Origin of the sequence: Flagellimonas iocasae, assembly GCF_042682725.1 — a bacterium.
GTDB lineage: Bacteria > Bacteroidota > Bacteroidia > Flavobacteriales > Flavobacteriaceae > Flagellimonas > Flagellimonas iocasae.
This window is the reverse complement of sequence record NZ_JBHUHU010000005.1, coordinates 358,205-376,290: the sequence shown is the minus strand read 5'-3', so window position 1 is coordinate 376,290 and position 18,086 is coordinate 358,205. Positions and strand designations below refer to the sequence as shown.

At 43.5% G+C, this 18,086-nt stretch carries 9 protein-coding genes; 8 read left to right on the top strand and 1 reads right to left on the bottom strand.

What is annotated here, in order from left to right; translation table 11 throughout:
• Positions 1-2: 2 nt before the first annotated feature.
• From ACFSJE_RS15775 to ACFSJE_RS15750, 6 genes are all read left to right on the top strand, one after another.
• On the top strand, positions 3-1,781 hold the full coding sequence (locus ACFSJE_RS15775) for an L-fucose isomerase (protein WP_379831832.1): 1,779 nt from the start codon (positions 3-5) through the stop codon (positions 1,779-1,781).
• Between the two features lie 8 nt (positions 1,782-1,789).
• On the top strand, positions 1,790-3,085 hold the full coding sequence (gene fucP, locus ACFSJE_RS15770) for an L-fucose:H+ symporter permease (RefSeq protein WP_379831831.1): 1,296 nt from the start codon (positions 1,790-1,792) through the stop codon (positions 3,083-3,085).
• 14 nt (positions 3,086-3,099) lie between these two features.
• Positions 3,100-4,758: a ribulokinase gene (locus tag ACFSJE_RS15765; protein WP_379831830.1), complete on the top strand. Its 1,659-nt coding sequence runs from the start codon at positions 3,100-3,102 to the stop codon at positions 4,756-4,758.
• A gap of 201 nt (positions 4,759-4,959) precedes the next feature.
• Positions 4,960-8,148: a SusC/RagA family TonB-linked outer membrane protein gene (locus ACFSJE_RS15760; protein ID WP_379831829.1), complete on the top strand. Its 3,189-nt coding sequence runs from the start codon at positions 4,960-4,962 to the stop codon at positions 8,146-8,148.
• 13 nt (positions 8,149-8,161) lie between these two features.
• A complete protein-coding gene (locus tag ACFSJE_RS15755; RefSeq protein WP_379831828.1) occupies positions 8,162-9,898 on the top strand; it encodes a RagB/SusD family nutrient uptake outer membrane protein in 1,737 nt (578 codons plus the stop codon).
• A gap of 20 nt (positions 9,899-9,918) precedes the next feature.
• The gene (locus tag ACFSJE_RS15750; protein ID WP_379831827.1) at positions 9,919-10,326 is read left to right on the top strand and encodes a DUF4945 domain-containing protein; all 408 of its coding nucleotides are present in this window, start codon (positions 9,919-9,921) and stop codon (positions 10,324-10,326) included.
• Between the two features lie 414 nt (positions 10,327-10,740).
• Here the strand turns inward: ACFSJE_RS15750 and ACFSJE_RS15745 are convergent, their stop codons facing one another.
• On the bottom strand, positions 10,741-14,694 hold the full coding sequence (locus ACFSJE_RS15745) for a two-component regulator propeller domain-containing protein (protein WP_379831826.1): 3,954 nt from the start codon (positions 14,692-14,694) through the stop codon (positions 10,741-10,743).
• Between the two features lie 274 nt (positions 14,695-14,968).
• Here ACFSJE_RS15745 and ACFSJE_RS15740 point away from each other — a divergent pair, with 274 nt between their 5' ends.
• A complete protein-coding gene (locus ACFSJE_RS15740) occupies positions 14,969-16,777 on the top strand; it encodes a glycoside hydrolase family 2 protein (RefSeq protein WP_379831825.1) in 1,809 nt (602 codons plus the stop codon).
• Entirely contained in the window at positions 16,770-17,786 is a 1,017-nt protein-coding gene (locus ACFSJE_RS15735) for a glycoside hydrolase family 43 protein (RefSeq protein WP_379831823.1), read from the top strand. The genes ACFSJE_RS15740 and ACFSJE_RS15735 overlap by 8 nt, the downstream gene beginning before the upstream one ends.
• The last annotated feature ends 300 nt before the right edge of the window (positions 17,787-18,086 follow it).

Sequence of the window (18,086 nt, the reverse complement as noted above, 5' to 3'; positions counted from 1 at the left end):
GAATGACCAAGAAAAACAAGTATCCTAAAATAGGGATTCGACCCATAATAGATGGAAGGTTGGGAGGAGTGCGCGAGTCTTTGGAGACGACCACGATGAACATGGCGAAAAACGTCGCCGAACTTTTCAGGGAAAAACTTAGATACCCGGACGGTAGTCCAGTGGAATGCATTATTCCGGACTTCTGTATTGGAGGGGTAAAGGAAGCGGTGGACTGTGGGGCCCTTTTCAGTGCCCAAAACGTAGGGGTGTCGCTGTCCGTTACCCCATGCTGGTGTTATGGTACTGAGACCATGGATATGGACCCCCAACTCCCAAAGGCCATTTGGGGATTCAATGGTACCGAGCGGCCCGGTGCGGTGTATCTGGCTGCTACCTTGGCCGCGCACAACCAAAAGGGACTTCCGGCCTTTGGTATTTATGGGGAAGATGTACAGGATTTGGATGATGGTCAAATAACTGAAGATGTTCAACGTAAACTACTGTCCTTCGCCAAGGCCGGATTGGCGGTTGCTTTGATGAAAAATCGAAGTTACCTGGCCATTGGCAGTGTTTCCATGGGAATAGCAGGTTCCATGATAGACCCCGATTTTTTTCAGGACTATTTGGGAATGCGAAACGAATATGTGGATTCCTCCGAAGTGCTTAGACGTATCCAGTATGAAATTTATGACAGGGAAGAATATGAACGAGCATTGCAATGGACCAAAGAAAACTGCACGGAAGGGCAAGACTTGAATGAAAGGGATAATCAGCGCAGTCCTGAGCAAAGGGGAGACGATTGGGAATTTGTAGTGAAGATGACCCTTATTATCCGTGATTTGATGGAAGGGAATCCGAAATTAAAGGAAATGGGCTATGGGGAGGAATCCCAAGGACATGATGCTTTGGTTTCTGGTTTTCAGGGACAACGGCAGTGGACCGATTTCTTGCCCAACGGCGACTTTTCAGAAGCCATTCTCAACTCTTCATTCGATTGGAACGGGATTAGGACACCTTATATGGTGGCCACTGAGAACGATGCCCTTAATGGCGTATCCATGTTGTTCAATTATTTACTGACCAATACCGCTCAGATATTTGCGGATGTACGTACCTACTGGAGTCCCAGTGCAGTTAAAAGGGTTACAGGATGGGAGCCCGACGGAATAGCATCGGAAGGCTTCATTCACCTGATAAACTCAGGGTCGGCCACCTTGGATGGCACAGGTCAGCAAAGTAAAGATGGAAAGCCTGTAATGAAACCCTTTTGGGAAATAGACCAAAAAGAGGTTGATGCCTGCCTAAAGGCCACTACATGGTATCCGGCCAACCTTGGGTATTTCAGGGGTGGGGGATTCTCCTCTAACTTTCTCACCAAAGGGGGAATGCCCGTCACCATGTGCCGAGTGAACCTTATCAAAGGTTTGGGCCCTGCCCTTCAAATAGCCGAGGGGCATACCATAGACCTGCCGGAAGACGTCCACAAAACCTTGGATGAAAGAACGGATCGTACTTGGCCAACAACATGGTTTGTGCCCAAGACCACAGGGAAGGGTGCATTTGCCAATGTCTACTCGGTGATGAACAATTGGGGATCCAACCATGGAGCGATCAGCTATGGCCATATCGGGCATGACCTTATCACCTTGGCCTCCATGTTGCGCATTCCCGTTTGTATGCACAATGTTGAGGATGATCGGATTTTCAGACCATCGGCATGGAATGCACAGGGAATGGACCTTGAAGGTTCAGATTATAGGGCTTGTGAGAATTATGGTCCAATATACGGCATGAAATAACGGAACAAATGAGCAGTAAAAAAGGAACGAACAAGGGCATTCCGGTTACAATGCCGGGAAATAAATGGCCCTTTATTCTGATTACCAGTTTATTCTTTCTATGGGGACTGGCCAATAACATGACGGATACGCTGCTGGCAGCGTTCAAACGGATCATGAGTATGACCGATTTTCAGACCTCATGGATACAGATGGCCTTTTATGGGTCCTACTTTTTGTTGGCCTTGCCGGCCGCAATTTTGATTAAAAAGTATTCTTACAAAACAGGGGTTTTGGTGGGATTGGGGCTATTTATCATCGGAGCGCTTCTTTTTTATCCGGCCAGTATCACTATGGTATATGGTCATTTTTTGGTGGCTCTCTTTATTCTGGCAGGTGGACTGTCCATTCTGGAAACAGCAGCCAATCCCTATATCATTTCAATGGGACCCGAGGAGACGGCAACCCGAAGATTGAATTTGGCCCAATCCTTCAACCCAATTGGGAGTATTACAGGCATATTGCTCAGTAAAATTTTTATATTGTCCAATCTAAACTTGTTGGATGCAGGCCAGCGGGCATCCATGGCGCCCGAGGAGCTAAAGGCCATTCAATCCAAAGAACTTACCTCCGTGATGGGCACCTATGTGGGGGTGGCCCTTTTCTTGCTGGTCATCTGGATATTGGTAAAGATGACGAAAATGCCTATGGCCAAGGATAAAGTGAAAAAATTGGACATTTCAGCTTCCATAAAACGACTCTTGGGCAATAGGAATTATTGCTGGTCCGTAACTGCACAGTTTTTTTACATGGGAGCCCAAATCGGGCTATGGTCCTATACCATCCGCTATGCAATGCAGGAATTGGGCAAAAGCGAGGATGACGCCGCTGTGTACTATTTGGCGTCCATCATACTATTTTCAAGTTCGAGGTTTGTATTTACCGCTTTGATGAAATATGTAGCGCCCAGAAGATTGCTGTTCATTGCCTCCATACTGGGAGTGTTCTGTACCTTGACCGTAATTTACGGAGCGGGCATGGTCGGGGTGGTCGCACTTATCCTTGCATCGGGCTGTATGTCTTTGATGTTCCCGACAATTTATGGATTGGGAATGCAAAAATTGGGGAATGATGCAAAAATTGGAGGATCAGGACTGATCATGGCCATTTTGGGCGGAGCGGTTCTGACCAGTGTTCAAGGTATGGTCTCGGACCGTTTCGGAAGTATCAATATTTCGTTCTACGTACCCTTGGTATGCTTCCTTGTCGTGGCCCTGTATTCCAGGGTTCAAAAGAGTCTTCAACAAAACGTAACCACAACCTAAAGCAAAGTTCCCTTATGGTGAATGATGATTATGTGATCGGTGTTGATTTCGGCACTGGGTCAGTACGCGCACTTTTGGTAGATGCGCATACTGGAGATGAGATCGCCATCTCTGAATTTGAATATCCCCGATGGAAAAAAGGCATGTACTGTGTTGCCGCCCAGGGTCAATTTAGACAACATCCATTGGATTATATAGAAGGACTGGAGCACACAATCTCCAAGGTGGTAGCCCAAGCAGGTGCAAGTATTGCTGGAAAGGTCAGGGCCATTTCCGTGGATACGACCGGTTCTACTCCGGTTGCCGTGGATAGGACCGGACAGCCCTTGGCCCTGAGACCTGAATTTGAGCACAACCCAAACGCCATGTTCTTTTTATGGAAAGATCACAGTGCCATTCAGGAAGCCGATGAAATCAATGCACATGCCACTTCATTTAAGCAAGACTATCTTAAGTACTCCGGGGGCACTTATTCCCCGGAATGGTTCTGGGCGAAACTCTTGTATGTCCTAAGGGTTGATAAAGGGGTGGCTCAAGCCTGTACTACCTGGGTGGAGCATTGTGATTGGGTTCCATTCTTGCTCACTGGTGGTACCGAGGCCAAAAGCATCAAAAGAGGGGTATGTGCTGCGGGACACAAGGCACTTTGGGCCTATGAACATGGAGGCCTGCCATCCAAGGAGTTTTTTACCTCACTTGATCCAGTGATGGAAACATTGCGCCATCCCCTTTTCACCAAGACCTTTTATGCGGATGAGCCCGTTGGGAATCTATCCAAGGACTGGGCCGGAAAATTGGGACTTTCCACAGACGTTTTGATCGGGGTTGGGGCTTTGGATGCACATGTGGGTGCGGTTGGAGGACAGATTGAACCGTATTACCTCAGTAAGGTAATGGGTACTTCAACTTGTGATATGATGGTGGTGCCTACCAGCGACGATGTGGCTTTGGTACGTGGAATATGTGGTCAGGTACAAGGTTCCATTATCCCGGGAATGGTGGGTTTCGAAGCAGGCCAGTCTGCCTTTGGCGATGTGTATGCCTGGTTTCAGGATCTCTTGACCGCAACAATGCTAAAAGCTCTTCGTAAAAGTTCTGTGGACGATGACAATAAGACAGGGTTGGAAGAAGAACTTACCATTGGACTATTGGAACAATTGGGGGAGGAAGCTGCAAAACTTCCCCTTGGAGAAACTTCGGAGCTGGCCATTGACTGGTTCAATGGCAGAAGAACCCCGGATGCAAACCCCTATGTTAAGGGAGCCCTGTTCAACCTGAACTTGGGAAGTGATGCCGCCAAAATATATAGAGCTCTTGTGGAAAGTACCTGTTTTGGGGCCAAAAGCATTGTGGATCATTTTGTGGAAAATATGGTAACACTTAAGGGGGTGATTGCTTTGGGTGGTGTCGCAAGGAAGTCGGACTATATCATGCAGATGATGGCCAATGTATTGAACCTCCCGATCAAAGTCCACAGTTCGGAGCAAACCTGTGCCATGGGTGCTGCAATGTTTGCATCGGTAGTGGGCAAGATACATCCCAATGTCCAAGGGGCCATGAAAAAAATGGGCACAGGGTACGACAAACACTTTTTACCTGAAGCAGAAAACGTGGTGATACATCTAAAACGGTATGACCTTTATAAGGATATGGGTGCTTTCCAGGAAATATAACATGATTATGATTGAAAAGCTCAAAAACCACTGTTTTTGATTAAATGACATTTTTTTGTTTAAAAATTTATCAAAAACGGATATTTAATCGTTTAAATTTTGTGTAATACAAAAGAATGTTATAGTTTAGTTAAACGTTTAAATACTTAAACGTTTAAACTGACGCAGATAAGTAACAAACAAACTATTAAACCAAAGTAAATGAAGGAAAGTTTTTTAAAAGCGAATATCGCTTTGAAGTACCCTTTTAGGGGGAAAAGTAGAATCTTATTTCTTCTGTTGACGATGTTGACGGTTAGCAATAAGGGCCTTTGTGGTGAACTGACGGAAAACCTGGTCTCCAAGGATCTTCAGCAGTCCGTATCCGGTACTGTAACCGATGAACAGGGAACCCCGATGCCCGGAGTCACCGTATTTGTCAAGGGGACGACCAATGGCACCTACACCGATTTTGATGGGAATTATTCTCTCGAAGTCAAAAATGCCGCTGTACTGGTGTTCTCCTATGTGGGATACCGAACGTATGAGGTTCCAGTTAATGGCTCCTCAACCATAGATGCGGTCATGAAAGAAGATTTGGCCATGCTTGATGAAGTGGTCATAACAGGCTATATGAAGCAACGAAAAGCAGATCTTACCGGTGCCGTGGCCACAGTAACCGCTGAAGACATTGAAAAAAACCCATACCCCAATATAATTCAGGGGCTTCAGGGAAGGCTTCCCGGGGTTCAGATTACTGCGGATGGAAGTCCCTCTGGGGGAACGGGAATCCAAATTCGGGGTCTTACCTCCCTTAGAGGGGCGCCTCCGCTTATCGTTATTGATGGATTGCCCACGGATATCAACTTGAACGATATCAATTCCAATGACATTGCCTCTTTGCAGGTGTTAAAGGATGCTGCCTCGGCCAGTATCTACGGTTCTAGGGCCGCAGGGGGTGTTATCCTTATAGAGACCAAAAAAGGGAAATCGGGCAAGACAAGGATAAACTACAAGAGCACTGTTGGCTTTTCAACCTATCTTGACAAGATCGACATGTTGAATACCCAGGAATATGGCACGGCTTTTTGGCAAGCAGCTGTCAATGATGGCAGTGATCCAAATGCAATGACACAGATATACGACTATGATTGGAGTGTCGGTGCCAACGGGGTGCCGGTATTGAACAGTGTGAGCCCCGTGGAATGGCTCAATGCTGACCAGACCATGAGGTCCGCAGATACAGATTGGTTCGATGAAGGAACAAGGGCGGGTCTTCAGGTCAATCATAACCTTTCCATTAGCAGTGGAACAGATAAAGGGAACAAGTACCTGGGATTAAATTACTTTGAAAACCAAGGGACACAGATTCATTCTTATTTCAAGAGATATTCCCTTCGCTTGAACTCCGATTACAAATTACTGAACGATAAACTTGTAATTGGTGAGAACCTCTCCATAGCGCATCTAGATCATAACAACCAATGGAGAACGAACGAGATGTTGAGAATGCCTTCCATAGTGCCCGTGTACACAGAAGATGGCGGTTGGGGAGGATCCGCTGTGGCCTTGGGTATGGATGATTATTGGAACCCTATCCGGCAGCTCGCCATGAACAAGGATAACAATACTGTTGGAAATACATTGGTCGGTAACATTTTTGCCGAACTCCAAGTGGTAAAGGGATTCAGTTTCAAAACTTCTTATGGTCTACAGTACAATACTTCAAAATTCAGGCATATTGACTTTAGTTGGGAAGAAGGAGGTGGAAGAGCCAATCCGAACAACGGGATAAATACAAGATGGAGTGAAAATGTCACCCAGACCTTTACCAATACCCTCAATTATGCACTAAAGACCCAAAGACATGATTTGGATTTTATGGTCGGAATGGAGTCTGTTCACTATCAAACAGAGTTTATGAGAGGGTATCGCAGGGATTTGGAAATTGAGGATTACGATTATGCCTATTTGAGTTCCGCATCCGGTAATCAAGAGGTCTATGGGGGAGGGGATGAATGGGCCCTACTTTCCTATTTCTCCAAGTTCAATTACGTATTCAATGATAAATACCTATTGTCCGCAACCTTGAGGTACGATGGTTCGTCCAAGTTTGGCAAGAGCAACCAATTTGGATTTTTTCCGGCAGTTTCCGGGGGATGGAGAATAAGCGAGGAAAATTTCTTGAAGAACAGCAAGGTACTGTCAAACTTAAAATTGAGGGCAAGCTGGGGAAAAAATGGGAACTCGAACATTCCGACCAATGCGTTGGTGGACATCTTTGATGCGGCGTACCATTCAGGTTTGCACGGTACCAGCTATGGCATCGATGGAAATGAAACGGGGAACTTGGCTTCTGGATACCGTAAAATACATACGGGAAATCCCAATCTAAAATGGGAGGCCACCGAGCAGACGAACGTTGGACTTGATTTCGGCTTCTTCAACGGTGCACTTTCAGGATCGGTGGATTATTTCCGAAAGGATACGGACGGAATGCTTTTTGAACCACCGTATCTGGCAGCCATAGGTGAAGCTGGGTATAGATGGGTAAATGCGGCCAACATGGCCAATACCGGATTTGAGTTTGTGGCCACCTATCTTGGGAAGATAAACGAGGATTTTCAATTCTCCATTACTGCCAATGCCAGTACCTATCGCAATGAAATTGATAACCTTCCGGAATCGGTTAAATATACCTATGGGGGAAATGGACTTGATGACAGTATTTTGGGCAGGCCCCTCAATTCCCATTATGGTTTTATTGCTGATGGGCTGTTCACCACCCAGGACGAGGTTGACAACTCCCCTGAACAACCGGGAAAAGGTCTGGGGAGAATACGATACAGGGACCTTAACAGCGATGGAAGGATTACATGGGAGCACGACAGGACCTGGCTTGGGACAAGTGACCCGGATTTGGCCTATGGTTTGAACTTTACGGCCAATTACAAGGATTTTGACTTTTCCATGTTCTGGCAGGGAATTATGGGGAATACGGTGATGAACGAATGGAAAACCTACAGTGACTTTTGGAACGTCCATGTCCAAAAAGGACTCAATCACCCAACACGGATTTTGAATGCCTGGTCACCCTCCAATCCAGACTCGACCATTCCCGCACTGTCCCTTATCAATCCCAACGATGAGTTGAGACCTTCAACCTATTTTATGGAGTCAGGTTCTTATTTGAAGCTGAGACAAGTGGAATTTGGCTATTCACTTCCCCAAAAGTTCCTAACCAGTATAGGCGTGGAAAAAATTAGAATGTCCCTAAGTGCTCAAAACTTGTTGAGCTTCGACAAGGGGCGGGGAGATGATGCCTTTACCGGGATAGATCCAGAGAGCCCTGCTGCCACGGCCTATGTTAGACCACAGATATTCTTGTTCACACTTGATGTGTCACTTTAAAAAAATGTTAGAGATGAAAAGATTGATAAAATATATTGTATTGACCTATATCTTTGCAATGCCATTATTGGGTTGCGAGAGCGAATTGGATATTACCCCCAAAGGGGTTCTTACGGAGTCCCAACTTCAGGATCCAGACCAATTGGATGGATTTGTCACTGCGGCATATGCCTTTATGCCCATGTCGCACGCATTTGAAACCTACAACCCATTTATCGCCAGTTTACGTTCCGATGATGCTTATAAAGGAGGGGGTGGACTTAATGACCAAACCCCTTGGTACCAAATGGAGGTTTTCTCACTGACCAATGCCAGTGTGGGGAACAATGATGGATCTTGGTACCGAGGCTATCAAGGTATCTCCAGGGCCAATACCGCCATTCGGGTCATTGAGGCGGTTACGGTGGAACAGTACCCGCTCAAGAACCAACGGTTGGCGGAAATGCACTTTCTTAGAGGTTGGATCCATTATAAAATGAAGAGGCGTTGGAAGTGGATCCCGTACATTGATGAGACGGCTACATCGGATGACATTGCCCAGATTTCAAATCATCCCAGCGATATGGACAATGATATCCCTTTATGGCAGAAAATAAGGGAGGATTTTCAATTTGCGGCCGAAAACCTTCCCGAGGTTCAAGACCAGGTGGGCAGGGTCAACCGGTATGCGGCAAAAGCATACTTGGCAAACACCTTGCTATGGATGGCCTATCCCCAGAACGGTTCCCATGAAGTTACGGGATTGGATGAGGGTAAATTGCAAGAGGCATTGGTCCAGGTCAATGATATCATCAATAGTGGGCAGTTCAGCCTGGCCGACGATTTTGCCTTTAATTTTATGCTGGAATACGACAATCAATCACCAGAGTCATTGTGGGAACTGCAATTTACCATAGATGATGGTACGCCTCGTGGTAATCTGAATGAAGGAAATGGATTGACCGCACCGTGGTGGAACCCTTACTTCAGTTGTTGCGATTTTCACAAAGCCAGTTACAATTTGGTAAATGCCTTTCGGGTAGATGAGAATGGGGTGCCCCTTTTTGATACCTACAATGATGCCGAATTGCAGAACAATTACGATAACTATTTTGAAGATATGTCATTCGACCCAAGAATGGGGCATACTGTTGCAGTACCGGGATTTCCTTGGAAGTACCAAGAAATTCCATTCGACAGTACGGGATCTCGAGACCCAGGTATCTACGGGTTCATGAATTCCATGAAGGAGAACGTAAGAACCGATAGCCCCGGATTGTTCAACCAATTTTGGATGTTCAATTCCAAGAACCAAATTGAGGTGCGGTACGCTGAGGTTTTGCTATGGAAGGCCGAAATACTGATCAAATTGGGAAGGCACGATGAAGCGCTACCTATTATCAACCAATTAAGGGAAAGAGCAGCTAACAGTATAGAGAAATTAAGAAAAGCAGATGGAACGTTTCCAACGGAGTACAGGATATCGCCCTATGTGGACGGATCCAATATTAATTGGACTCCCGATAATGCTTGGAAAGCTTTGATGTGGGAAAATCGATTGGAGATGGCAATGGAAGGGCGAAGATTCTTTGACCTCGTTCGCTGGGGTGTGGCCGCTGAAGTGATCAATGCTTATTATGAGAAGGAACGTCAAAGGTATCCATGGATGGAAGCAGCTTACTTTACAAAAGGACGGGATGAATTTCTGCCCATTCCCCAGGCACAGATGAATTGGTCGCAGGGGGTATATATCCAAAACCCAGGCTATTAACCGCTAAAACAAAAAAAGTAATGAAAACTATTATAAAATATTCACTTTTAGCAGTCTGTATTTTATTTGCGGCTTGCTATAACGATGATGTCATAGCTTCCAAACCTGGAGAGCCCATTGATGGAATAGACAACCTGCAACATAATATCAATGGCAACGAGGTTAGTTTTACTTGGGATCTCCCAACTTCATATCCAGAAGGAATAATAACCCCCGTTTCGGTACAGATTGTTCTAACCGTGGACGGCGTACGGGAAGGTGGGGCCATTATATTGCCAGACAATCCGTCAAATTTCACCTATAACACATATGATTCTAATAAGGAATATAGGTTCACCCTAAAAGTTGTTGCCGATAGGGATGTCCAAGAGGATGAACCTTATGTTTCCACTGTATGGTATTCAGAAGGTACCACCTTAGAAATTTAAAATTTCAAATATCGTGTAGATATAGATATGTTTGAGTTAGTTGTTAGTTTAAAAGGCCAGTTCCTGTGATTGAAAATATCATTGGGAATTGGCTTTTTACAATTAAATGAAGACGTTCTAAACCCCCAAGGCCCCAAACAACCAAAATGGGTAAATCACAAATATTGAAGTTCCACAATTGATTTTTGGGGATTGGAAGTTACTTTCAAACCTGATGCGCCGAAGCAAACCTAGCTTTAGTGTTATAAAGGACCAAATTGTATTCGATTTTATTCAGGGACATCAGGTGCACATCAATGAATGGATTAAGTACATTGATTCAAATGGCAATTGGATTGGACTTTTGAACTGAAGATTTAAATAATCGACTTTGATTGCACTAAAAAGCCTTTTTTGAATTCGAATAATTTTAATTCACGACTTTCCTTGGATGTATTCGGTAGGGGTCATTTCAAATTGTTTTTGAAAGTTTCGGCCAAAACTGGTTGCTGAATTATACCCTACAATTTCCGCCACCTCAAAAATGCGATATTTCCCTGTTTTTAGCAGTTCGGCAGACCGCTTTAGGCGGGTTATATTTATTAATTCGTTAGGGCTTAGGTTAGATATATCCTTGATCTTGCGATATAGGGTTGACCGACTCATGTTCATGATCTCTGCCAAGACTTCCACATTAAGATCATGATCTGCCATATTCTCGTATATAACTTCATCTAACTTTCTAATGAAAGTTTCATCGGTCTTTGTATTGGCAATACTTCTAATATGGGCCAGTGGTGAACTTGTGTAGTGTTCCAAAATGTGTTTTCGGTTTTCCAGTAAGTTGGCAATGTGCACCTTTAGGTGTCTCATGGAGAAAGGTTTTTCCATGTAGGCATCGGCACCCGACTCAAGACCTTCCATTTTAGCCGCCATTGCACTTTTTGAAGTAAGCAGGATTACTGGAATATGGCTCGTTTCCAGATTGGTCTTTAAGTTCTTGCACAATGTAAAACCATCCATGCCGGGCATCATTACATCACTGATGATAAGATGAATGTTCTCCACTTCCAAAATTTGAAGGGCAACCGCACCATTTGAAGCTTTAAAAACCGTATACTCTTCCTTTAATTCCTTAGCAATGAAATCCAATAATTCTTCACTGTCCTCTACAAGTAAAATACTTGTTTTTCCAAATACTGTTAGACTTTCTTCTGGTTCCTCATTTTGAAATCTTTGGTCCATTCTTTTTGGCCAGAGTACAAATTCCTTTTCTTGACGAATGGGCAGTACCAATACAAAACAGTTTTCAATTCCATTGCTCGCATCCAGTGTTAAGCTTCCTTGGTGCATTTCTGTAAGTGATCTGGCTAAAGCAAGCCCAATTCCGGTTCCAGACTGATTCTCTACCCCAGATACTCTATAGAAAGGTTCAAAAACGGTTTCCTTTAAATGTGTGGGAATCAAATTCCCATCATTGGCAATGGTCAATATCAACCCCTCTGTGCTGGTCTTTAGGTGCACGTTCACATTCTTTTCGGCATATTTTATGGCATTTCCAAAGAGATTGCTCAGTATTTTTCGTAAGGCCTCAGCATCCACGTAGGCATAGATATCATGATCGTTTGTATTCAATTTAAAATCGATTTCACGCTCTTCAATGGCTTCACTAAAACGTTCCAAGGTCTTTTTTACCAACTCTGTAATATTGGTCTCCACAAACGTAAGGTTTACCCGTTCAGTTTCGGTCTTTCTAAAATCCAACAACTGGTTCACAAGGTCTAACAACCTGTTTGTGTTCTTTTCAATAATGTTTAGATTTTCGGATACGCCTGGCAATTCCTTCACCTTATTGAGCACTTTTTCCAACGGACTCTTTATCAATGTCAGTGGGGTACGTATTTCGTGGGAAATATTGGTGAAGAATTCAATTTTTGCCTCGTACAGTTCTTTTTCCTTTTTATAGTTTAATTGACGGATTCGCTGGATATTCTTAATCTTGTTTCGCTGGTGATATAATCTAAATCCGAGGATTGCCAAGGTTGCGATCAAAAACGTATATAGGGCATAGGCAAAGTTGCTTTTCCAGAATATGGGAAAAACTTTTACTTGCAAAGCTTTGGATTCTTTACTCCAAGTACCATCGTAATTCATGGATTTGACCTTGAACACATAATTTCCTGCTGGAATTTCGGTAAAAGACACATTGTGACTCTTTTTAAGACTGATCCAATCATCGTTCAATCCTTCCATTCTGTACCAGTATTCGGTGGTCTCTGGAGCAGCGTAGCCCAGAGCTGCAAAACCAATATTAAAAGATGCTTGGCTTGGCTTTAAATTAATTTTATCAGCCCAAATCAATGATTCTTGCAAAGGCGACCCCTTAGCGGACACATCCACTTCTGTATTGTTGATCTGTAAGCTGGTTAGGTAAATTGGGGATTGCTCCGAATTCTCTTTAAAACTTGAAGGATTGAAACTTACCAAGCCCGCAACACTTCCAAAGTATAGCGTGCCATTATCATCTTTATAGGCAGAATTATAGTTGAACTGATCGCTCAACAAACCATTGGCCTTTGTATAAATTCGCTTCTCTTCTGTATCTGGATTGAATTCGACCAAACCCTTGGAGGTACTGATCCAAAACCAGTCCCCAATCTCAATTATGGAATAGAACACATTACTGGGAAAACCATCCTCAACCGTATAGGTTTTAAAGTCATTTGTTTCTTCTCGATACAGGTTAAGCCCATACTCCGTGGTAATCCAAATACGGTTACTACTATCTTGAAAAATTCCATTGACATTGTTACCGCTAATGCTGTTCTGGTCATTTTTGTCATGTCTGTAGATTCTTTTCTTTCTGGTCTTTGGATTAAAAGTAACCAGACCGTCCCAGTACGTACCGGCCCAAAGCACACCCTTACCATCTCTTAGTACGGCGGTGAAATGTGTGTCTTCGGAAAAGGCGTCAATGGTGGTAAATAGGTCGGCTTCGTAGTCGTAGGTTTGAATCCCTGAATCTGTTACCACAAACAAGTTTCCAAAATTGTCTTCATATAGACTGAAAATGAAATCACTGGAAAGTCCATGCCCATCGCCCCGCCCATAATGCTGTACCACTTTACCCGTAGTGATATCCATGATGTCCAATCCATGCTGAAAAGTACCCACCCATAAATGTTTTCCTTTAGGAAAAAGAGCGTGGATGTTGTAATAGGAAAGTGTTTGGTCCGATTCTGAGGGCGCATAATTTGTGAAAAGTCCTGTACTAGGGTTGTATTTATTAAGTCCCGCATCTTCGGTCCCAATCCAAAGATTCCCCAAGCGATCTTTGATGATTTCCCGCACCGCATTTCCGCTGATTGAGTTTTCCCCAGGTATTGGAAAAAACTTATTGAACTGCGTGTATTGTTTGGGATAATAATTGATTCCCCCAAAATAGCTACCTATCCATACACCGTCCTCATTGTCTACAGTAACACAATAAAGGGCATTATCGGAAAGGGCGTAAGGATCATTGATACTTTTTTTTAGGTTGATGAATGTCCCATTTTCAATGTTGTAGATAAAAAGCCCTGATTCTGTGGCCACCCAAAGCTCATCCTCATTTTTTACAGAGATACCCCGCACATACAATTGATCTTTGTCATCATATAAAAGCTTGGTCACATTTTGGTTCGTTGTATTGAAAGAAAGCAAACCGTGACTTTGGGTCCCCACCAATAAAGTGGTACTATCCAGTGCTTCAATTTTACTTATCCGTAATGAAGGGGCATTTGATTCATTTAGGGTGATATCGAAGTTTTTGAAACTCTTTGAATCGCTATCATACCAATGCAGGGAGTTATCGTGGGCAGCCCAAATACTCCCATCAGCACCTCTGGTGATGTCCTCTACATGGAAGTGCCTTTCCGCATCATAATTGGTGGATTTTTGACTGTCTACCTCATACTTTACCAAAGACTGGCCAGACACAAACCAGAGGTTACCTTGGTCGTCATGATCTATATCAAGAATGGGAAGGCCCATTGAAGCATCAATGGCCTCAAAACTTTCATAGCGCTCATCGTAGCTAAACAGACCGCTATCTGTACCGACCCATAATTTACCCTTGTATTCATGGAGGCATTCAATAAAATTACTGCCTAAACTTTTTGGATTGTTGGCATCATATTGAAAAACCTTGAATGAATACCCATCGAAACGATTAAGGCCATCCTTGGTTCCAAACCATAAAAAACCACGCTCATCTTGCAAAGAACTAAGAACAGTATTGTGGGAAAGGCCATCCTCCGCTTTGTAATTCTTGAAATAAAATTCCTGGCCTGTTACCCAATAAAATGAGCAAAGGAATATCCAAAAACCAAACCAAATACCCTTCATCATAGACCGCATTGCTGTTTTACAATATTATGGATTTAGAGAACAACAAAGCGTATCATCTTGCTTCAAATTGTTGCATAATTCTGTTCAACATTCAGGAAAGTGTGGTTTTTGAACGGATTGCAAGATATTTTGAAACAAATTGTCGTGCCCATCGGCACAGAAATATAGTACTTGGAATGCTGTATGGGTTCCAATGAATTTTTATTTTAAATTTCATTGGGACAAAACCGTTATTTTCCAATCAAAATTTAAAAATGACCTAATAGCATTTACTATGAGAAATTCAATTGCCATATTCTTTACTGTTCTATTGAGTTTACAGCTCTCTGCCCAGTGGAAGCCTGCCGGTAACAAGATCAAGACAGCCTGGGCGGAAAAAATTGACCCAAAAAATGTATTCCCGGAATATCCACGTCCAATAATGGAGCGTGCCGATTGGAAAAATCTCAATGGCCTTTGGAACTATGCCATTCAGCCCAAAGGAGCATCCCAACCAACCCGATATGATGGAAAGATTTTGGTGCCATTTGCAGTTGAGAGTAGCCTATCTGGGGTAATGAAGGAAGTAGGGGCATCCAAGGAGGTATGGTACAGCACCTCTTTTACTGTTCCGGGAGCATGGAACGGTAAAAATGTTGTGCTCCATTTTGGCGCAGTGGATTGGAAAACCGAGGTGTGGCTCAATGATATAAAAATTGGTTCCCATGAAGGGGGATACACATCTTTTTCTTTTGACATCACTCCATTTTTAGGGAACAACGAACAAAATCTAGTGGTCAAGGTTTGGGACCCCACCAACGATGGTCCGCAACCCAGGGGAAAGCAGGTGAAGGAACCAGAAGGCATTTGGTATACCCCGGTTACTGGCATTTGGCAAACGGTGTGGTTGGAACCAGTGGCTCAAAAGAGCATTGCCCACATGAAAAGTGTACCTGATATAGATAATGGTACCGTAAAAATTGAAACAGACATTGTTGGAGGCACCTATGGTGATATCGTTGAAGTAAGCATTTCTGATGGTGACAAGAAGATAGCAACGGCTAAATCATCTTTTGGGGAATCTGTGGTAATCAACGTACCAAATGCTAAACTTTGGTCTCCAGAATCACCCTTTTTATATGATTTCACCGCAAAACTGATAAGTGATGGAAAGCTGGTGGATGAGGTAAAAAGTTATTTTGGGATGCGAAAAATTTCCATGCAGAAAGACCAGTATGGTGTTGTTCGAATGCAGCTCAATAACAAAGATTACTTTCAGTTTGGTCCGTTGGACCAAGGTTGGTGGCCCGATGGACTTTATACCGCTCCAACGGATGAGGCCCTTAAATATGATATTGTAAAGACAAAGGAATTAGGATTCAATATGATACGTAAACATGTGAAGGTAGAGCCAGCGCGTTGGTACACCCACTGCGATCGTTTGGGAATATTGGTCTGGCAAGATATGCCAAACGGGGACAAAAGCCCCCAATGGCAGAACCGCAACTATTTTGATGGTACTGAATTTAAAAGAAGTACCCGCTCTGAAGCGATTTATAGAAAGGAATGGAAAGGTATTATGGACTATTTGTATTCTCATCCTAGCATTGTAGTGTGGGTTCCTTTCAATGAAGCTTGGGGTCAGTTTAAAACAGAGGAAATCACAGAGTGGACAAAGGCGCATGATCCAAGTCGACTTGTAAATTCGGCAAGTGGAGGGAACTTTTACCGTACCGGGGATATTGTGGATCTTCATAACTATCCGGGACCAAAAATGTATCTTTATGATGCTGAACGAACCAATGTCTTGGGAGAATATGGCGGAATTGGGCTGCCTTTGCAAGGGCATCTTTGGAAACCCGATAATAACTGGGGCTATATAAAGTTCAAAAACTCCAAGGAGACCACCGATGAATACATTAAATATGCCAAGGAACTGAAACAAATGGTGCTACGGGGTTTCTCAGCGGCGGTATATACCCAAACCACAGACGTAGAGGGAGAGGTCAACGGGTTTATGACCTATGATCGTAAGGTGGATAAGATGGATTTTTCAGCAGTAAAGAAAATCAATCTGGAAATAATCAATGCAATACATGAATAAAGGAGTGAGGAAGTGTATAGCTGTGCTAGCGCTGTTGACAACAACGGCAGTTTGTGCTCAATCTGGGAAAACCGAACAGGGGCAAAACCATAACCCTTTGTTCGATGGTTGGTACGCCGACCCTGAGGGCGCTGTTTTTGGGGATACCTACTGGGTTTTTCCAACCTTTTCCGATGATTTTGAAAAACAGCTTCATTTTGATGCCTTCTCTTCCAAAGATTTGGTGAACTGGAAAAAGCATGAACGTATTTTGGATACGACCCAAATTAAATGGCTGAGACAGGCATTATGGGCACCTTCCATTATTGAAAAAAACGATGAATACTATCTTTTTTTTGGCGCCAATGATATTCAGCGACCAGGTAGGGATTCTTATGATCCCGATAATGATATCAACCATTATGGAGGCATAGGGGTCGCTGTGGCTCAAAGTCCTGCAGGACCATACAAAGACTATTTAGACAAGCCATTGATATCCGATTTTTATAATGATGCCCAGCCCATAGATCAATTTGTTTTTAAAGACACTGATGGTACGTACTATTTTTTTTATGGTGGATGGAGCCATTGCAATCTGGGAAAACTGAACGATGATTTTACCGGGTTTATCCCTTGGGAAGATGGCACTCTTTTTAAAGAAATCACCCCTGAGAGCTATGTAGAGGGGCCATTTATGTTTTTAAGAAACGGGATTTACTATTTTATGTGGTCCGAAGGCAGTTGGGGAGACGGAAGCTATAAAGTGGCCTACTCCATGTCAGACAAGGCTACTGGACCCTTCAAACGCATAGGAACAGTTTTGGAGACCAAGGAAGGTGATATTGCCACAGGGGCCGGACACCATTCGGTCATTAAAAGGCTAGGAACTGATGAATACATCATGGTATACCACAGAAGGCCTATTCCCAATGTGGATCGTGATCACCGTGTGGTTTGTATGGATAAAATGGAGTTCAATTCCGATGGAACCATAAAACCGGTGAAGATCACTCATAAGGGTGTAAAGTAACTTCAAGGTTAAGGTTAAAACTTACTCATTCCCACAACACAATCTTACGGATAAAAATCTTTTTAATCCACTCTACACCAAATAAATCTGTAAACCAATTCCCTTTACTGTTCAGAAAGCTACGTTTTCCATGCAATTACTTTCCGATTCACTAAACGTTCCAAACAGGCTAACATCTTTTGAACAAGAAGTGGGACTCTTTGGCAAATAGGCTGAGAAACACGGAAATCGTTCAAAAAAACAAGTCAAAGCTAGTTTTGTCCAGAGGTGGACTTATTTGAACACTTCACACTGCCAAAG